Origin of the sequence: Mycobacterium sp. 1245801.1 (assembly GCF_001673055.1) — a bacterium.
GTDB lineage: Bacteria > Actinomycetota > Actinomycetes > Mycobacteriales > Mycobacteriaceae > Mycobacterium > Mycobacterium europaeum_A.
Window position 1 is genome coordinate 18100 of sequence record NZ_LZKY01000241.1, and the last position, 13650, is coordinate 31749.

The 13650-nt window shown below is 70.3% G+C and carries 12 protein-coding genes; 3 read left to right on the forward strand and 9 right to left on the reverse strand.

Features of this window, described 5'->3' with window-relative positions; genetic code table 11:
• Positions 1–25: 25 nt before the first annotated feature.
• The 3 genes from A5622_RS15480 to A5622_RS15490 all read right to left on the reverse strand — a co-directional run bounded on the left by A5622_RS15480 (position 26) and on the right by A5622_RS15490 (position 2167).
• Positions 26–760, reverse strand: coding sequence for a cell division protein DivIVA (locus tag A5622_RS15480; protein ID WP_066860823.1), 735 nt, complete (start codon positions 758–760; stop codon positions 26–28).
• A gap of 74 nt (positions 761–834) precedes the next feature.
• The gene (locus tag A5622_RS15485; RefSeq protein WP_066879657.1) at positions 835–1359 is read right to left on the reverse strand and encodes a dihydrofolate reductase; all 525 of its coding nucleotides are present in this window, start codon (positions 1357–1359) and stop codon (positions 835–837) included.
• A 7-nt stretch (positions 1360–1366) separates the two neighbouring features.
• The gene (locus A5622_RS15490) at positions 1367–2167 is read right to left on the reverse strand and encodes a thymidylate synthase (RefSeq protein WP_066879659.1); all 801 of its coding nucleotides are present in this window, start codon (positions 2165–2167) and stop codon (positions 1367–1369) included.
• A gap of 42 nt (positions 2168–2209) precedes the next feature.
• Between A5622_RS15490 and A5622_RS15495 the strand changes: the two genes are divergently transcribed.
• Positions 2210–2959: a dienelactone hydrolase family protein gene (locus A5622_RS15495; protein ID WP_066879662.1), complete on the forward strand. Its 750-nt coding sequence runs from the start codon at positions 2210–2212 to the stop codon at positions 2957–2959.
• Here A5622_RS15495 and A5622_RS15500 read toward each other — a convergent pair.
• The 4 genes from A5622_RS15500 to A5622_RS15515 all read right to left on the reverse strand — a co-directional run bounded on the left by A5622_RS15500 (position 2948) and on the right by A5622_RS15515 (position 7402).
• Positions 2948–4165, reverse strand: coding sequence for a glycosyltransferase (locus A5622_RS15500; RefSeq protein WP_066879665.1), 1218 nt, complete (start codon positions 4163–4165; stop codon positions 2948–2950). The two genes, A5622_RS15495 and A5622_RS15500, sit on opposite strands and share 12 nt — an antisense overlap.
• Positions 4166–4323: 158 nt before the next feature.
• On the reverse strand, positions 4324–5427 hold the full coding sequence (locus tag A5622_RS15505) for an acyl-CoA dehydrogenase family protein (protein WP_066879668.1): 1104 nt from the start codon (positions 5425–5427) through the stop codon (positions 4324–4326).
• Entirely contained in the window at positions 5424–6623 is a 1200-nt protein-coding gene (locus tag A5622_RS15510; protein ID WP_066860844.1) for an acyl-CoA dehydrogenase family protein, read from the reverse strand. Before A5622_RS15510 ends, A5622_RS15505 begins: the two co-directional genes overlap by 4 nt.
• Entirely contained in the window at positions 6620–7402 is a 783-nt protein-coding gene (locus A5622_RS15515; protein ID WP_066879671.1) for an SDR family oxidoreductase, read from the reverse strand. The genes A5622_RS15510 and A5622_RS15515 overlap by 4 nt, the downstream gene beginning before the upstream one ends.
• Positions 7403–7533: 131 nt before the next feature.
• Between A5622_RS15515 and A5622_RS15520 the strand changes: the two genes are divergently transcribed.
• Positions 7534–7863 (forward strand): PE-PGRS family protein, encoded by a 330-nt coding sequence (locus A5622_RS15520; protein WP_066860851.1) that lies wholly within the window; start codon positions 7534–7536, stop codon positions 7861–7863.
• 12 nt (positions 7864–7875) lie between these two features.
• Here A5622_RS15520 and A5622_RS15525 read toward each other — a convergent pair whose 3' ends face one another.
• Both A5622_RS15525 and A5622_RS15530 read right to left on the reverse strand, forming a co-directional pair.
• Positions 7876–11121 (reverse strand): carboxyl transferase domain-containing protein, encoded by a 3246-nt coding sequence (locus A5622_RS15525; protein ID WP_066879674.1) that lies wholly within the window; start codon positions 11119–11121, stop codon positions 7876–7878.
• Entirely contained in the window at positions 11118–12650 is a 1533-nt protein-coding gene (locus A5622_RS15530; protein ID WP_197508024.1) for a class I adenylate-forming enzyme family protein, read from the reverse strand. Before A5622_RS15530 ends, A5622_RS15525 begins: the two co-directional genes overlap by 4 nt.
• A gap of 39 nt (positions 12651–12689) precedes the next feature.
• Here A5622_RS15530 and A5622_RS15535 point away from each other — a divergent pair, with 39 nt between their 5' ends.
• Positions 12690–13523, forward strand: coding sequence for a thioesterase family protein (locus tag A5622_RS15535; protein ID WP_197508025.1), 834 nt, complete (start codon positions 12690–12692; stop codon positions 13521–13523).
• Positions 13524–13650: the final 127 nt, after the last annotated feature.

The window sequence follows — 13650 nt, forward strand, 5'->3', positions numbered from 1 at the left end:
CCCCGGCAGGCCACGCCAGCGCGACTCAGCCCGCGCGGACCTTGCGGTCCAGCGGTTTCAGCACGGCCTCGTCGCCCGAGTCGTTTTGTTCGGCGTAGGCCGCCTCGAGGGCCTTCGGCACCTCGTCGAGGTCGTGGTAGACGCCCATCAGCTGCTCGAGGATCTTGATGCGCCGCGCCGTCGCCTCGTCCACCGCGCGCTGCGCCTTCTCCCGGTAATGGTCGGCGCCCTTCTTCGCGTCGCCGAGCAGCTGCTCGCACTCGCGTTCGGCCTCCTGGCGCGCCTTCTTGATCGCCGATTCGGTCTCGGCGCGCATCTCGGCCAGTTCCGCGTCGAGCCGCTCCTTGGTCTCCGCGTACTCGGCTTCCAGGGCTTTTTGCTGCGCGGCCATGTCGGCCAGCACCTCGTCGCGCTTTCGTTCCGCGGCTTCAGCCTCGGCCTCGGCCGCCGCGATCACCGCATCCGCTTCGGCGCGCGCCTCGGCCTGCATCTCGGCCACCTCGTCGACCGCGCGGCTCAGCATTTTCGCCATCCGCTGCTGCACCGCGTGGGGCGAGGGCGAGGTATCCGTGAGCACGGCCACCTCTTTGCGCAGCGCGGCCGTCTGATCGGCGGATTCCTGCAGCCGGGCCCGGAGGCTCTCGACGTCGTCAAGCAGCAGTTGCTGCTTGGTGGTCAGCATCTCGATGTGGGCATCAACCGCGGCGGTGTCGTAGCCCATGAATTTTCGAGAGAACGTCTTCACGGGTTCGGTTATCACTGCCAATTCCCCCTTCTCTCTTCGAACGCCTGGTTGACCCTGTGCGACCGACCCCCGCGTCCGAGTATGTCAGGTCAGCCCGGGCGCGCGCCCGGGTGCGCGGCGGGCCGCCGGTAGCTGTGGAAGCGATACCGCAGCCCCGAGCGGCTGGCCTGCCACTCCCCCGTCTCACCGACCCAGGTGTCGTCCAGCGTCGGCGCCAGGGCGTCGTCGTCATCGCGGCGCAGATCGATTTCGATCTCGGTGACCTCGCAGCGGGTGGCGTGCGGCAGGGCCAGCAAATAGATCTGCTCGCCGCCGATGACCCAGGTCCGCGGCTCGTCCTCGGCTTGGGCCAGCGCCGCCTCCAGGGATCCGACCACCTGCGCCCCGTCGGCGACGAAGCCGGTGTCGCGGGATAGCACGACGTTGCGGCGCCCGGGCAGGGGGCGCACCCTCGCCGGTAACGACTCCCACGTCCGCCGGCCCATGATCACCGGGTGACCCATCGTCACCTCTTTGAACCGCAACAGATCTTCCGGCACGTTCCAGGGGATGTCACCACCGCGCCCGATCACGCCGGAGCTCGACTGAGCCCACACCAGGCCCACCTCGGTCATGCGGCGGTCATACGGCGACGGGGGCTTTGATCGCCGGGTGCGGGTCGTAGTTCTGCACGACGACGTCCTCGTAGACGTAGTCGAAGATCGAGTCCCGCTGCGCCAGAACGAGTTCCGGGTAGGGCCGGGGATCGCGGCTCAGCTGCAGGCGCACCTGTTCGACATGGTTGTCGTAGATGTGGCAGTCCCCACCCGTCCACACGAAATCGCCGACGGCCAGGCCGGCCTGGGCGGCCATCATGTGCGTCAGCAGCGCGTAGCTGGCGATGTTGAACGGCACGCCCAAGAACAGGTCGGCGCTGCGCTGGTAGAGCTGGCAGCTCAGCCGCCCGTCGGCCACGTAGAACTGGAAGAACGCGTGACACGGCGGCAGCGCCATCTGCGGGATCTGGCCGACGTTCCACGCCGACACGATGATGCGCCGCGAGTCGGGGTCGGTGCGCAGCAGCTCGAGGGCGGCGCTGATCTGGTCGATGTGCTCGCCCGAAGGCGTCGGCCAGGATCGCCACTGCACGCCGTAGATCGGCCCGAGATCGCCTGTGTCGCTTGCCCATTCGTCCCAGATGGTGACCCCGTGCTGGTGCAGCCAGCCGACGTTGGAGTCGCCGCGCAAAAACCACAGCAGCTCGTAGATCACCGATTTCAGGTGCACCTTTTTGGTGGTGAGCAGCGGGAAGCCGGCCGAGAGGTCATAGCGCAGCTGCTGACCGAACAGGCTGCGGGTCCCGGTGCCGGTGCGGTCGGATTTGGCCGTTCCCTGCTCGAGCACCAGGCGAAGCAGGTCCTCGTAGGGAGTCGGGATCGGCACGCCGTCAGAATACGTCTAGGCCCGCGGAGTAGAACGGGTGCCATGCCGAACATCATCGACGTCGTCACCACACCCGATGGCACCTGCACGGTGCACCTGTTCACCCCCGACGGCCCCGAATCGCAAGTCCCCTGGCCCGGGGTGGTCATGTATCCCGACGCCGGCGGCGTGCGTGACACGTTCGAGCAGATGGCCGCCAAGCTGGCCGGGTTCGGTTACGCCGTGCTGCTGCCGGATGTCTACTACCGCACCCCGGACTGGGCGCCGTTCGACATGGCGACGGTCTTCAGCGACAAGAAGGAACGCGGGCGCCTGTTCTCGATGATCGGCAGCGTCACCCCGGACCGGATGGCCGCCGACGCGACCGCGTTCTTCGACTACCTGGCCGCCCGCCCCGAGGTGCTGGGCGAGCGGTTCGGGGTGTGCGGTTATTGCATGGGCGGCCGGACGTCGCTCATGGTGGCCGGCCGGGTGCCCGAGCGGGTGGCCGCCGCGGCGTCCTTCCACGGCGGCGGCCTGGTGACCGACACCGAGGACAGCCCACACCTGCTTGCCGACCGGATGACCGCCACGGTGTACGTGGGCGGCGCCCAGAACGACGCGTCGTTCACCGCCGATCACGCCGAGCAACTCGACAAGGCGCTGACGGCGGCCGGCGTCGAGCACACGATCGAGTGGTATTCGGCCGGCCACGGTTTCGCGGTCCCGGACAACGGGCCCTATGACGCCGCGGCGGCCGAGCGGCATTGGGACGCGATGACGCAGGTGTTCGCCTCGGCGCTACCGCGTTAGCGCCGCCCGCAGCACGGTCGCGGCCACGGCCGCCCCGTCCGTGCGGATCGTCGCCGCCACGGAGCGCGCCCGCTCGCGGGTCCGCTCGGTCAGCACCGCCTTGAGTGCGGCCGACAGCGACTCGGTGGTCGGGGCCGGACCGTCGTGGGCGGCGCCGATGGCCAGGTCGCGCACCCGGCCCGCCCAGTAGGGCTGATCGGCCCCCTGCGGCACCACCACCTGCGGCGCGCCGGCCCGGGCGGCCGTCGTGGTGGTTCCCGCCCCGCCGTGGTGTACAACGGCGGCGACCTGGGTGAACAGCGCCTGGTGGTTGACGTCGCCGACGCCCATGCAATCGGCCCCGTCGTCGATCGGGGTCAGCTCCGCCCAGCCGCGGGACACCAGGACGCGGTGGCCCTGCGCGCGGATCGCGTCGATGGCGACCCCGGCGACGTCGTGGGAGGCGCGCATGGGCATGCTGCCGAAGCCCACATAGACCGGCGGCGTTCCCGCGTCCAGGAATGCCACCAGTTCGGCCGGCAGGGGCCGTTCGTCGGGCAGCAGCCACGCGCCGGTCTGGACCACGTCGAGGTCGCTGGGCTGGCGCCAGGGGTCCAGGATCGGGTCCGTCGCCAGCCAGGGCGATTCGGTCAGCGCGTAGTCGCGCAGGTTGTCCAGCGGCGCCAGCCCGATGGCGGTCCGGTGAGCGTTGAGCGTCGCGCCGAACAGCTCCTGCATGTGCCGGCCATCCAGTTGCCACAGCACCCGGTTGTCGACCATGCCCGGGGGGAAGGGCCCGTTGGCGTAGGCGGGCGGCGGGTGGTGCGGCGACGGCAGGATGGTGGGCTGGTAGGTGACATAGACGTAGTGGATGCCCAGCCGTTCGGCCACCGAGCGGGCGGCGGCCGCCGCCGGCGGGAAACCGGCCACCACCAGCGCGTCGCACCCTTCGGCCGCGGCGGCCACGGTGTCGAACTGCACGGCGATCAGCGCGTCCAGGTGCCGGCGGAGGTCCTCCTCCGACGGCAGCGTCCCGGTCTTCATCGCCCGCAGCGATTCGCCGAAGGGCAGCACCGGCATGTCCACCCGGGCCAGCAGCTCGACGAATTCCGCGTCCGGCGGCGCGCTCACCCCCGCGTCGACGCCGAGCGTCCGCAGCTGCAGCGCGAGCGCGGCAAGCGGCTCGACGCCCCCGCGCGAGTCGTACGCCGACAGCAACACTCGCATCGCACCGCTCCCACTTCCACCCGGGTGGTCGCAAAACTCTATCCTCGGCGCGCCGTCCGGCCGCGCAACGAGGGGCCGTTTGCCGTCATTGGCGGGCCCGCAGGTAAGAATCACCGCGAGCCCAGGCACGGCGCGCGCCCGCGCCGCGGGTGGCAACGTCAGAACGCCGGCAGGTCCACCAATTCGGCCAGGCGGGCGCGGTGACGGTATGCGGTGCCGAATGCCAACTGGTCGCTCTTGGCGCGCTTGAGGTACAGGTGTGCGGGATATTCCCAGGTCATGCCGATGCCGCCGTGCAGCTGGATGCACTCCTCGGCGGCACGCACGGCGACGTCGCTGCAGTAGGCCTGGGCGATGGCCGCCGCGGCGTCCGCGTCCGCGCCGTCCCGGGCGCAGGTGTCGGCGGCGTAGCGGGCCGCTGCGGTCGCCGCGCCGATTTCGAACCACAGGTCCGCCAACCGGTGCTTGATCGCCTGGTAGGAGCCGATCGTGCGGCCGAACTGCCGGCGTTGCCGGACGTATTCCAGCGTGGTCTCGAAGCACCATTGGGCGACCCCGAGTTGCTCGGACGCGAGCAGCGCAGCCCCGGTTCGGATGGCTTCGATGACGGGCTCGTCGCCCGCGCCGGCGCGCGACGACGGTGTCCCCGAAAACGACACGGCGGCAAGGGGTCTGGTCATATCCAGCGCGAGCAGCGGGGAAACCCGCAGCCCCGCCGCGCCGCGGGCGACGGTGTGCAGCTCGAGCCCGGCGGGCGCGGCGACCGGGACCACCAGCACGTCGGCGGCGTCGGCGCCGGTCACGCCGGTAACCGATCCGCTCAGGCCGTCCGAGTCGCCGCTGACCAGCGGGACCGGGTCGCCCGGCGCGCTCGACAGCGGCACCACCAGCGCCGCCGTCAGCTCGCCCTGCGCCAGCGCCGACACCGTCTCGGTGTCACCGGCCCGCAGCAGCGCGATGGTGGCGAGCACCGCGCTGGACAAAAACGGCACCGGCGCGACGGCCCGGCCGATCTCCTCCATGACCACCGCGGCCTCGCGGGCGCTCGCGCCGGCGCCGCCCAGCGACTCCGGAACCAGCAGGCCGGCAACGCCCAGCTCGGTGGCCAGCGTGCGCCACACGCCCGAAAAGTTCTGCGGTTCGGCGTTATACAGGCTTGCCACGCCTTCGGGCGGACACCGCTCGGCGAACAGCTGGCGCACGCCGGCCCGCAACGCCTCCTCGGTGTCGGAGTACAGCAGGTCGGCGGGGTGCGCGCTCATCGGGGCAGGTCCTTCCAGGCGACGTCCTTGTCGACGCGGTGTTCGCCCGGCAGGCCCAGGATCCGCTCGGAGATGGTGTTGCGCAGGACTTCTGAGGTGCCGCCCTCGATCGAGTTGCCGCGCGCCCGCAGGTAGCGGTATCCGGGCCCGCGGCCGGTCAGGTCGACCGTCTCGGGCCTGCGCATGGTCCAGTCGTCGTAGTAGAGGCCGGATTCGCCGTGCAGCTCGATCTCGAAGCCCGAAATCGCTTGCGCCAGCTTGGCGAACGCCACCTTCATGCCGGCGCCCTCCGGGCCCGGCTGACCGGTGGCGGCCTGCTGCCGCAGCCGCTCGCCGGCGAGCCGAAGGACCTCCGCCTCCACCCACAACCGCATCAGTTGATCGTGCATGGCGGGGTTGCGCAGCGCCGGCTCGTCGCGCCATGCGGCGGTGACCTTGCCGATGTGGCCGCCTTCCCGCGGCGCCCCGGCGCGGGAACCGATCGCCACCCGCTCGTTGTTCAGGGTGGTGGTCGCGACCCGCCAGCCGCCGCCCTCCGGGCCCAGCCGATTCGCGTCGGGCACCCGGACGTCGGTGAGGAACACCTCGTTGAATTCGGCCTCGCCGGTGATCTGGCGCAACGGCCGGATCTCGACGCCGGGCTGCGTCATGTCGCAGAGAAAGTAGGTCAGGCCGGCGTGTTTGGGCACGGCCGGATCGGTGCGGGCCACCAGGATCGCCATCTGCGCGTGTTGCGCCTGCGACGTCCACACCTTCTGGCCGTTGACAATCCAGTCTTGAGGGTTATCCGCGTCCCGCACCGCGCGGGTCGACACCCCGGCAAGGTCGGATCCCGCGCCCGGCTCGCTGAACAGTTGGCAGTAGATCTGCTCGCCGGTGAACAAGGGGCGCAGAAACTTTCGTTTCTGGTCGTCGGTGCCGAACGCGGCGATGGTCGGCGCGGCCATGCCCATCCCGATGTAGTTCTTCGGCGTGCCGCCCACCGGCGCACCGGCGGCGGCCAGCCGGGCATCGACGCGCTCCTGGGCGGTGCGCGGCAGATCCAACCCGCCGAAGCCGCGCGGCAGGTGCACCCAGGCCAGCCCCGCATCGTATTGCGCGCCAAGGAAATCCCGCGGGTCGCTGGTCGCCGGATCGTGCTCGTCGAGCAGTGCCTGAACCCGTGCGTCCAGGTCGGCCGTATCGACGGCGGTCATTGACCGCCGCCCGGCGCGGACTGGAAGCCCTGCGCGGCGCCGAGCAGCAGGCCGCCGTCGATCACCATGGTCTCGCCGGTGATCCAGCTGGCCGCGTCGGACACCAGGAAGGCGACCGCCCCGGCCACGTCGATGGGTTCACCGATGCGCCCCAGCGCGATAGACGAGGCCAGCGGGTCCTCGTGGTCCTTCCACAGCGCCTCGGCGAGCCGGGTGCGCACCACCCCGGGCGCGATGGCGTTGACCCTGACGCGCGGCGAAAGTTCCAGCGCCAGTTGCTTGGTCACATGGATCAGCGCGGCCTTGGTGGCGTTGTACATGCCCATCGCCGGCGATTGATGCAGACCGCCGATGGAGGCGGTGTTGACGATCGCCCCGCCGTGCTCGCCCATCCACGCCTTGACCACGAGCGAAGTCCACAACAGCGGGGCCCACAGGTTGACATCGAAGATCTTGGTGAAACGGGCGTGATCCTGGTCGATCAGCGGACCGTAGGCCGGGTTGGTTCCGGCGTTGTTGACCAGGATGTCGACGCTGCCGAAGCGCTCCAGCGTGAGCTCCACGCAGCGCCGCGCGGCGTCCTCGTCGACCGCGTGCGCGCCGACGCCGAGGGCCTGCTGGCCCACCTGGGCGGCGGCCTCCTCGGCGGCCTCCTGCTTGCGCGCGGTGAGTACCACATTGGCCCCCGCGGCCGCCAGCTGCTGGGCGATCGAAAGCCCGATTCCACGCGACGCGCCGGTGATGATCGCGGTGCGGCCGGTCAGATCTTGCGAGGTCATGTGGTCAGGCCTTCCGTCGCGGTGACGCCGCCGTGCGGCAGCGGGAACTTCGTGCTGTCGAATTTTATTCGCGATGTTTTGGACACGTGTTGAGGTGGTATGCCAGCCGCATGTTATCGAAATTGACACTCATGAAACCGCTGGTTGTTGCCGGGGCTGTTGCTGCGGCTATCGCCGCCGCCCCCGTGGCCGCGGCTGACGTGTACGTCACCGGATTGGCCGCCAACTCCCCTGCCCCGACCCACGTCACCTTCAAGGACGACCCGGGCGGCGGCGGCTGCGACGCCAACGGAAACTGCGGCTCGGGCGGCCAGTTCAACGGTCCGGGCGGCGGACCTGGTGGCCAGGGCTGCGTCCCGGGCGTCGGCTGCGGCTCCGGCGGGCAGAACGCGGGACCCGGTGGCATTCCGGGCGGGCAGGGATGTCTGCCCGGCGTCGGCTGCGGCTCCGGCCACGCCTGATCGCTCTACCCCTCAGCCTCCCGAGAGCCTGGTGATCCAGGCCCGGGAGGCTGCTGGGTCTATGACGTCGTCCAACTCGAACGTGGTGGCCGCCCGCAGCGCCTTGCCGTGCTCGTAGGCCGCGGCCACCAGGCGGTCGAACAGGACTTGGCGCTCGGCCGGATCGTCGACCGCCGCCAACTCCTTGCTGAATCCCAGGCGGACGGCGCCTTCCAGACCCATGCCGCCGATCTCGCCGGTCGGCCAGGCGATGGTGAACTGCGGCGCCCGGAATGAACCCCCGGCCATCGCCATCGCGCCGAGTCCATAAGCCTTGCGCAGGATGATCATTCCCAGCGGTACCGTCAGCCGCGCACCCAGGACGAACATCCGGCCGAAGCGGCGGACGGCCGCGTCCTTCTCCGCGTCGGGCCCCACCATGAAGCCCGGTGTGTCGCACAGCGAGATCACCGGCAACCCGAACGATTCGCACAAGGCCAGGAAGTCGCCGGCCTTGTCGGCCGCCTCGGCGTCTATCGCGCCGCCCAGGTGGTGGGTGCTGTTGGCGATCAGCCCGTACGGTACCCCCTCCACGCGAACCAGGGCGGTGACAATCCCCACGCCGTAATCTGCCCGCAGCTCGAGCACCGAGCCAATGTCGACGGTCGACTCGATCGCCCGGTGCACGTCGTATGCGCGTAACCGGTTCTGCGGCACCACATGCCGGGCCAGCCGTGGATCCGGCGCCGACCAGTCACTCAGCGGGCCCTGGAAGTACGAGAGATATTGCTTGGCCAGCGCGACCGCATGGGCCTCGTCGCGGGCCACCAGGCTGACCACGCCGTTGCGGCGCTGCACGCCGATCGGCCCGATCGCCTCCGGCGGATACACGCCCAGTCCGCCGCCCTCAATCATCGCCGGACCGCCCATCCCGATGTTGGCGTCCGGCGTCGCGATGATCACGTCGCACACCCCCGCCAGCGCCGCGTTGCCGGCGAAGCAACGGCCCGAGACGATCGACACCAGCGGCACCTCGCCGCTCAACGCCGCGAGCATCCGGAAGGTCGGCACGTCCAGGCCGGCGGCGCCGCCGACGTCGGTGTCGCCCGGCCGGCCGCCGCCGCCCTCGGCGAATAGCACGACGGGCAAGCGCTTTCGCTCGGCGAGATCGAACACGCGGTCGGTTTTGGCGTGGTTGCGCATGCCCTGCGTGCCGGCCAGCACCGTGTAGTCGTAGGACACCACGACGGCCTGCGCCGCGTCCCGCCCGAACCGGTCCGCGCCGATGGTGGCCAGCCCGGCGACCAGGCCGTCGGCCGGGGTGTTGACGATCAAGTCGGATTCCGAGCGCCGGCTGCGCTGAGCCGCGATCGCCAGCGCACCGTATTCGACGAAGCTGTCGGGATCGACCAGATCGGCGATGTTCTCCCGGGCGGTGCGGCGTCCCCGCTGGTGCCGTTTGGCGACGGCGGCCTCGCGGCCCTCGTCGAGGGTCAAGGCATGCCGGCGCACGACCTCGTCGAGATCGGCTCGCGGGCGATCGAGATCCGTTGTTGCCGAGACGGATTCGCCGTCACCGGCGGCCGCGGTGCGGGTGAAGACCAACAGCGGATCTCCGGTCCCGACCACCTGACCGGGTGTCACCAGGATCCGGACGGTCCGCAGCGCGTCCGGCGCGACGAGCACGTGCTGCATCTTCATCGCTTCCAGGACAACCAGCTGGCTGCCCGCCGCGTATTCGGCGTCCTCGGACGCTACCTCGATGACGGTGCCGGCCAACTGGGCGCGCAGCGCATCCTCGCCGGGATACAGTTCGATCGTCGCCGCGCGGGGTTCTTGCTGGTGTGACAGCGCGGCCCGGGCCAGCTCGGGAAGCTTCTCATCGAGGAAACCGGTGCTCACCCAACCGGATTCGATCCGGTCGTCGGTCAGCAGCTCGCGCAGGAAGGCGACATTCGTGTGAACGCCCTCGATGCTGAATTCGGCCAGGGCGGTGCGGGCCTTGCGCACCGCGGCCCGCCATGATGACCCGTGCTCGGCGGATGACGCGTGCACAAAGACGATGAGTTTGGCCAACAGCGAGTCGTACTGCGGGCTTATCGCCAATCCCGCCCGGCCATAGGTGTCGACGCGCACGCCGGGACCGCTGGGCGGGGCGAACACGGTGAGGGTGCCCGCCGAGGGAACGACGGAGAAGTCGGGCCCGAACGTCTCCATGTTCACCCTGAGCTGGATGGCGATGCCGCGGCGGGCGGCCGGCTCGCCGATGACTTCCAGTCCGTCGGAGGCGATTCCGGAGGGCAACCCCAGCTGGTAGAACGACGCACCCCCGGCGATGGCGAGTTGCAGGGCGACCAGGTCGAGCCCGGTGGTTTCCTCGGTGACGGTGTGCTCGACCTGGATTCGCGGGTTGACCTCCAAAAAGACGAAGTCATCGCCGGTGACCAGGAATTCGACGGTGGCCAGCCCGCGCAGCGCCACGCGGGCGCACAACCGCACCGCCGCCCGGTGCAGGGCGCGGCGCAGGTCATCCGAAAGGCCTTGGGCGGGGGCGATTTCGACCAGCTTCTGGTAGCGCCGCTGGATGCTGCAGTCGCGGTCGCCGACCGCGTGTGCGTGCGTCTGGTGTCCGGCCGGTGCGGCGACCACCTGCACCTCGATGTGGCGGGCGTCGGCGACCAGCGTCTCGGCGAACAACGCGGAATCACCGAATCCCAGTTGGGCTTCGGCGGCGCAGCGCTGGTAGGCATCGTCGATCTGATCGGCGCTGTGCACCTTGCGCATTCCACGGCCCCCGCCGCCGGCGAGGGCCTTGATCATGATGCCGCCGCCGTGGGCGGCGAAGAACGCCTTGATGTCCTCGACGCCGCTCGGGCCGTCGGTCGCGGGCAGCACCGGCACCCCGGCGGCAATCGCCGCGCCGCGGGCGGCGGTCTTGTTGCCGAGGACTTCGAGCACCCGGGTATCGGGACCGACAAACGTGTAGCCACCGGCCGCGCAGGCGTTGGCGAATTCGGCGTTCTCGCTGAGGAATCCGTAGCCGGGGTGAATCAGTTCCGCGCCGGCGCTCTTCGCCGCCGCCAGCATGGCGGGCTGGTCCAGATAAGCCCGCGGGCCGGTGCCTGGCAGGCCGATCGCCTCGTCGGCGGCGTGCACGTGCGGGCTCTCGGCGTCGTCTTCGGCATACACCGCGATGGTGCGCATGCCCAATTCGGTTGCGGTGCGGATGATTCGCAGTGCGATCTCGCCGCGGTTGGCGACCAGCAGGCTCGCGTTCATCGCAGCGGCTCGCCCCACTGGACTTGTTCGCGGAGCCTGGCCTTGAGCAGCTTGCCGCCGGCGTTGCGCGGCAGCGCGGTGTCCACCACCGTGACGTATTGCGGCACTTTGTAGTCGGCCAGCTGGCCGCGGCAGTGGTCGAGCACCGCCGGCACGTCGATCTCGTCGCCGCCGCCGAACAGCACCGCTCCCACCTTCTCCCCCATGACCTCGTCGGCAACCCCGAGCACGCAGGCGTCCGCGACATGGGGTGCGGCCAGCAGCACGGCCTCCACCTCGACGCTGGAGACGTTCTCGCCGCCGCGGTTGATGATGTCCTTGAGCCGGTCGACGATGTGCACCCGGCCCGCCTCGTCGACGCGCACCACGTCGCCGGTGTGCAGCCAACCGTCCGCGAAGGTGGTGGCGGTGGCCTCGGGCCGGTTCCAGTAGCCGTTGGTCACGTTGGCGCCGCGCGCCACCAGCTCGCCCACGGCGGGGTCGTCGCCGAACGGGATCACCCCGAGGTCCACCGACGGCACCGCGTACCCGACGGAGTCGGCGTGCTCGACGGCCTCGGCGTCGGGCAGCACGGTCATCAGCGACGCCGTCTCCGTCATGCCGTAGCCATTGAACACCGTGGCATGGCCGAACGCATTCTTCACCGACCGCACCAGCGACGGGGCGATCGGGGCGCCACCGTAGCCCACCCACCGCACGCCCGACGTATCCAGCGCGGCAAAATCCTTGTGGCGCAACAACAGCGAGTAGATCGCCGGGACGGTGACCATGACCGAGATGCGCTCGGCGGTCAGCGTGGCGAGCAGCGTGTCCAGGTTGAGCGCGGGCATGATCACCGACGCTCCGCCGAGCCGGGCCGCGGCCAGAAGCTGGGTGTTGCAACCGGTCACGTGAAACAGCGGCACCGAGATCAGCGTGCGCATCGCCTCGCCGAGGTCCCGCGGCTGTTGCAGACAGCGGATCCCGTTCTCGGTGTTGGTCAAGAACGCCTCGTGCGTGGTCGGCACGCCCTTGGGATGGCCGGTGGTCCCCGAGGTGTAGAACAGCGCGGCGGTGTCGGCGCGGCCCAGTCGCTCGGTGACGTACGGCCGACCGTCGGGCAGCGGCGCGTCGGGCGCCAGATCCACCCGCGCCCCGGAGTCGGACAAAACGAACTCGACCTCCGGGCGCGCCGAGCGCGTATTGACCGCCACCGCAACGCCACCGGCCATCACGGTGCCCCAGAAAGCCAGCGCCCAGTCGATGCCGGCGGGGTAACGCAGCGCGACGCGGTCGCCGGGCTGCAGACCGCCGGCGCGCAGCCCGCCGGCGACGCGCGCGGCGCGGTCCCACAGCTGCCGGTACGTCAGGCGGTCGCCGCCCAGCTCGACCAGGGCTTCGGCATCCGGGCTGGCGTCGACGTGCTCGGCGAGCATGTCGAGCAGGGTGGCCGGGAGCCCCTCGTAGCGCGGTATGCCGTCGGGGCCGCGGGACACCCCGGCCATCGGGAACGGGTTGGGGCCACGTGGAATTTCAATCACTGGAGGCATGCCCGGTCCTTACTATCCTGCTGCCCTATCGTGATAGCGGTGACGATCCAGGATTCCGCCATCATGCCCGAGGCGTTCTTCACTGTAGACGGCGACTCCTATGTTCCGGGGCCGATGACCCAGGGCCCGTGGGGCGCGGCGATGGGCGGCCAGATCGTCGGCGGGCTGTTGGGTTGGGGCATAGAGCAATCCGGCATCGACCCCGACTTCCAGCCCGCCCGGCTGACCGTCGACCTGATACGGCCGGCGCTGCTGCTGCCGGTACAGATCCGGACCTCGGTCCAGCGGGAAGGCCGGCGAATCAGGCTGGTCGACGCCGCCCTCATGCAGCGCGACGCGACCGTCGCGCGCGCCAGCGCGTTGTTCCTGCGCCGCGGTGAGCATCCCGAAGGCCAGGTGTGGTCGTTTCCGGTCGAGATGCCGCCGCTGCCCAGGGCCCACGACGGCTTTCCGACCGACATGCCGTTCCACATCTGGGGATACGGGGCGACGTTCGAGGGCAGCCCCGGTATCGCCGCCGGCGAGTGGGAGCAGTCCCATGCCCAGAAGTTCGCGTGGGCGCGGGTGTTTCGGCCGATGGTGCATGGCCACGCCCTGACGCCGTTCACCCGCCTGGCGTTCGTCGGTGACATCACCAGCTCGCTCACACATTGGGGCACAGGCGGATTGCGTTACATCAACGCCGACTACACCGTCACCGCCAGCCGGCTGCCCGACGGTGAATTCGTCGGGCTGGCCGCACAGAGCCACTACGGTACGGCCGGGGTCGCCACCGGCACCGCAACGCTGTTCGACCAACACGGCCCGATCGGCACCAGCTCCGCCCTGGCGGTGGCCCAGCCCGCCGGCGCGTTCAAGCCGACCCACGCCTAGTCGATCATCGTTGCTGTGTGCGCCACTCCATTTGCTGGGAGGCGACTCTGCAAACCTCGGACAGCGCCCGGTATTGGGCTATGCTGCTCTGCACGACCCGCCAAATGGATGCTGCACAGTCCCGCAG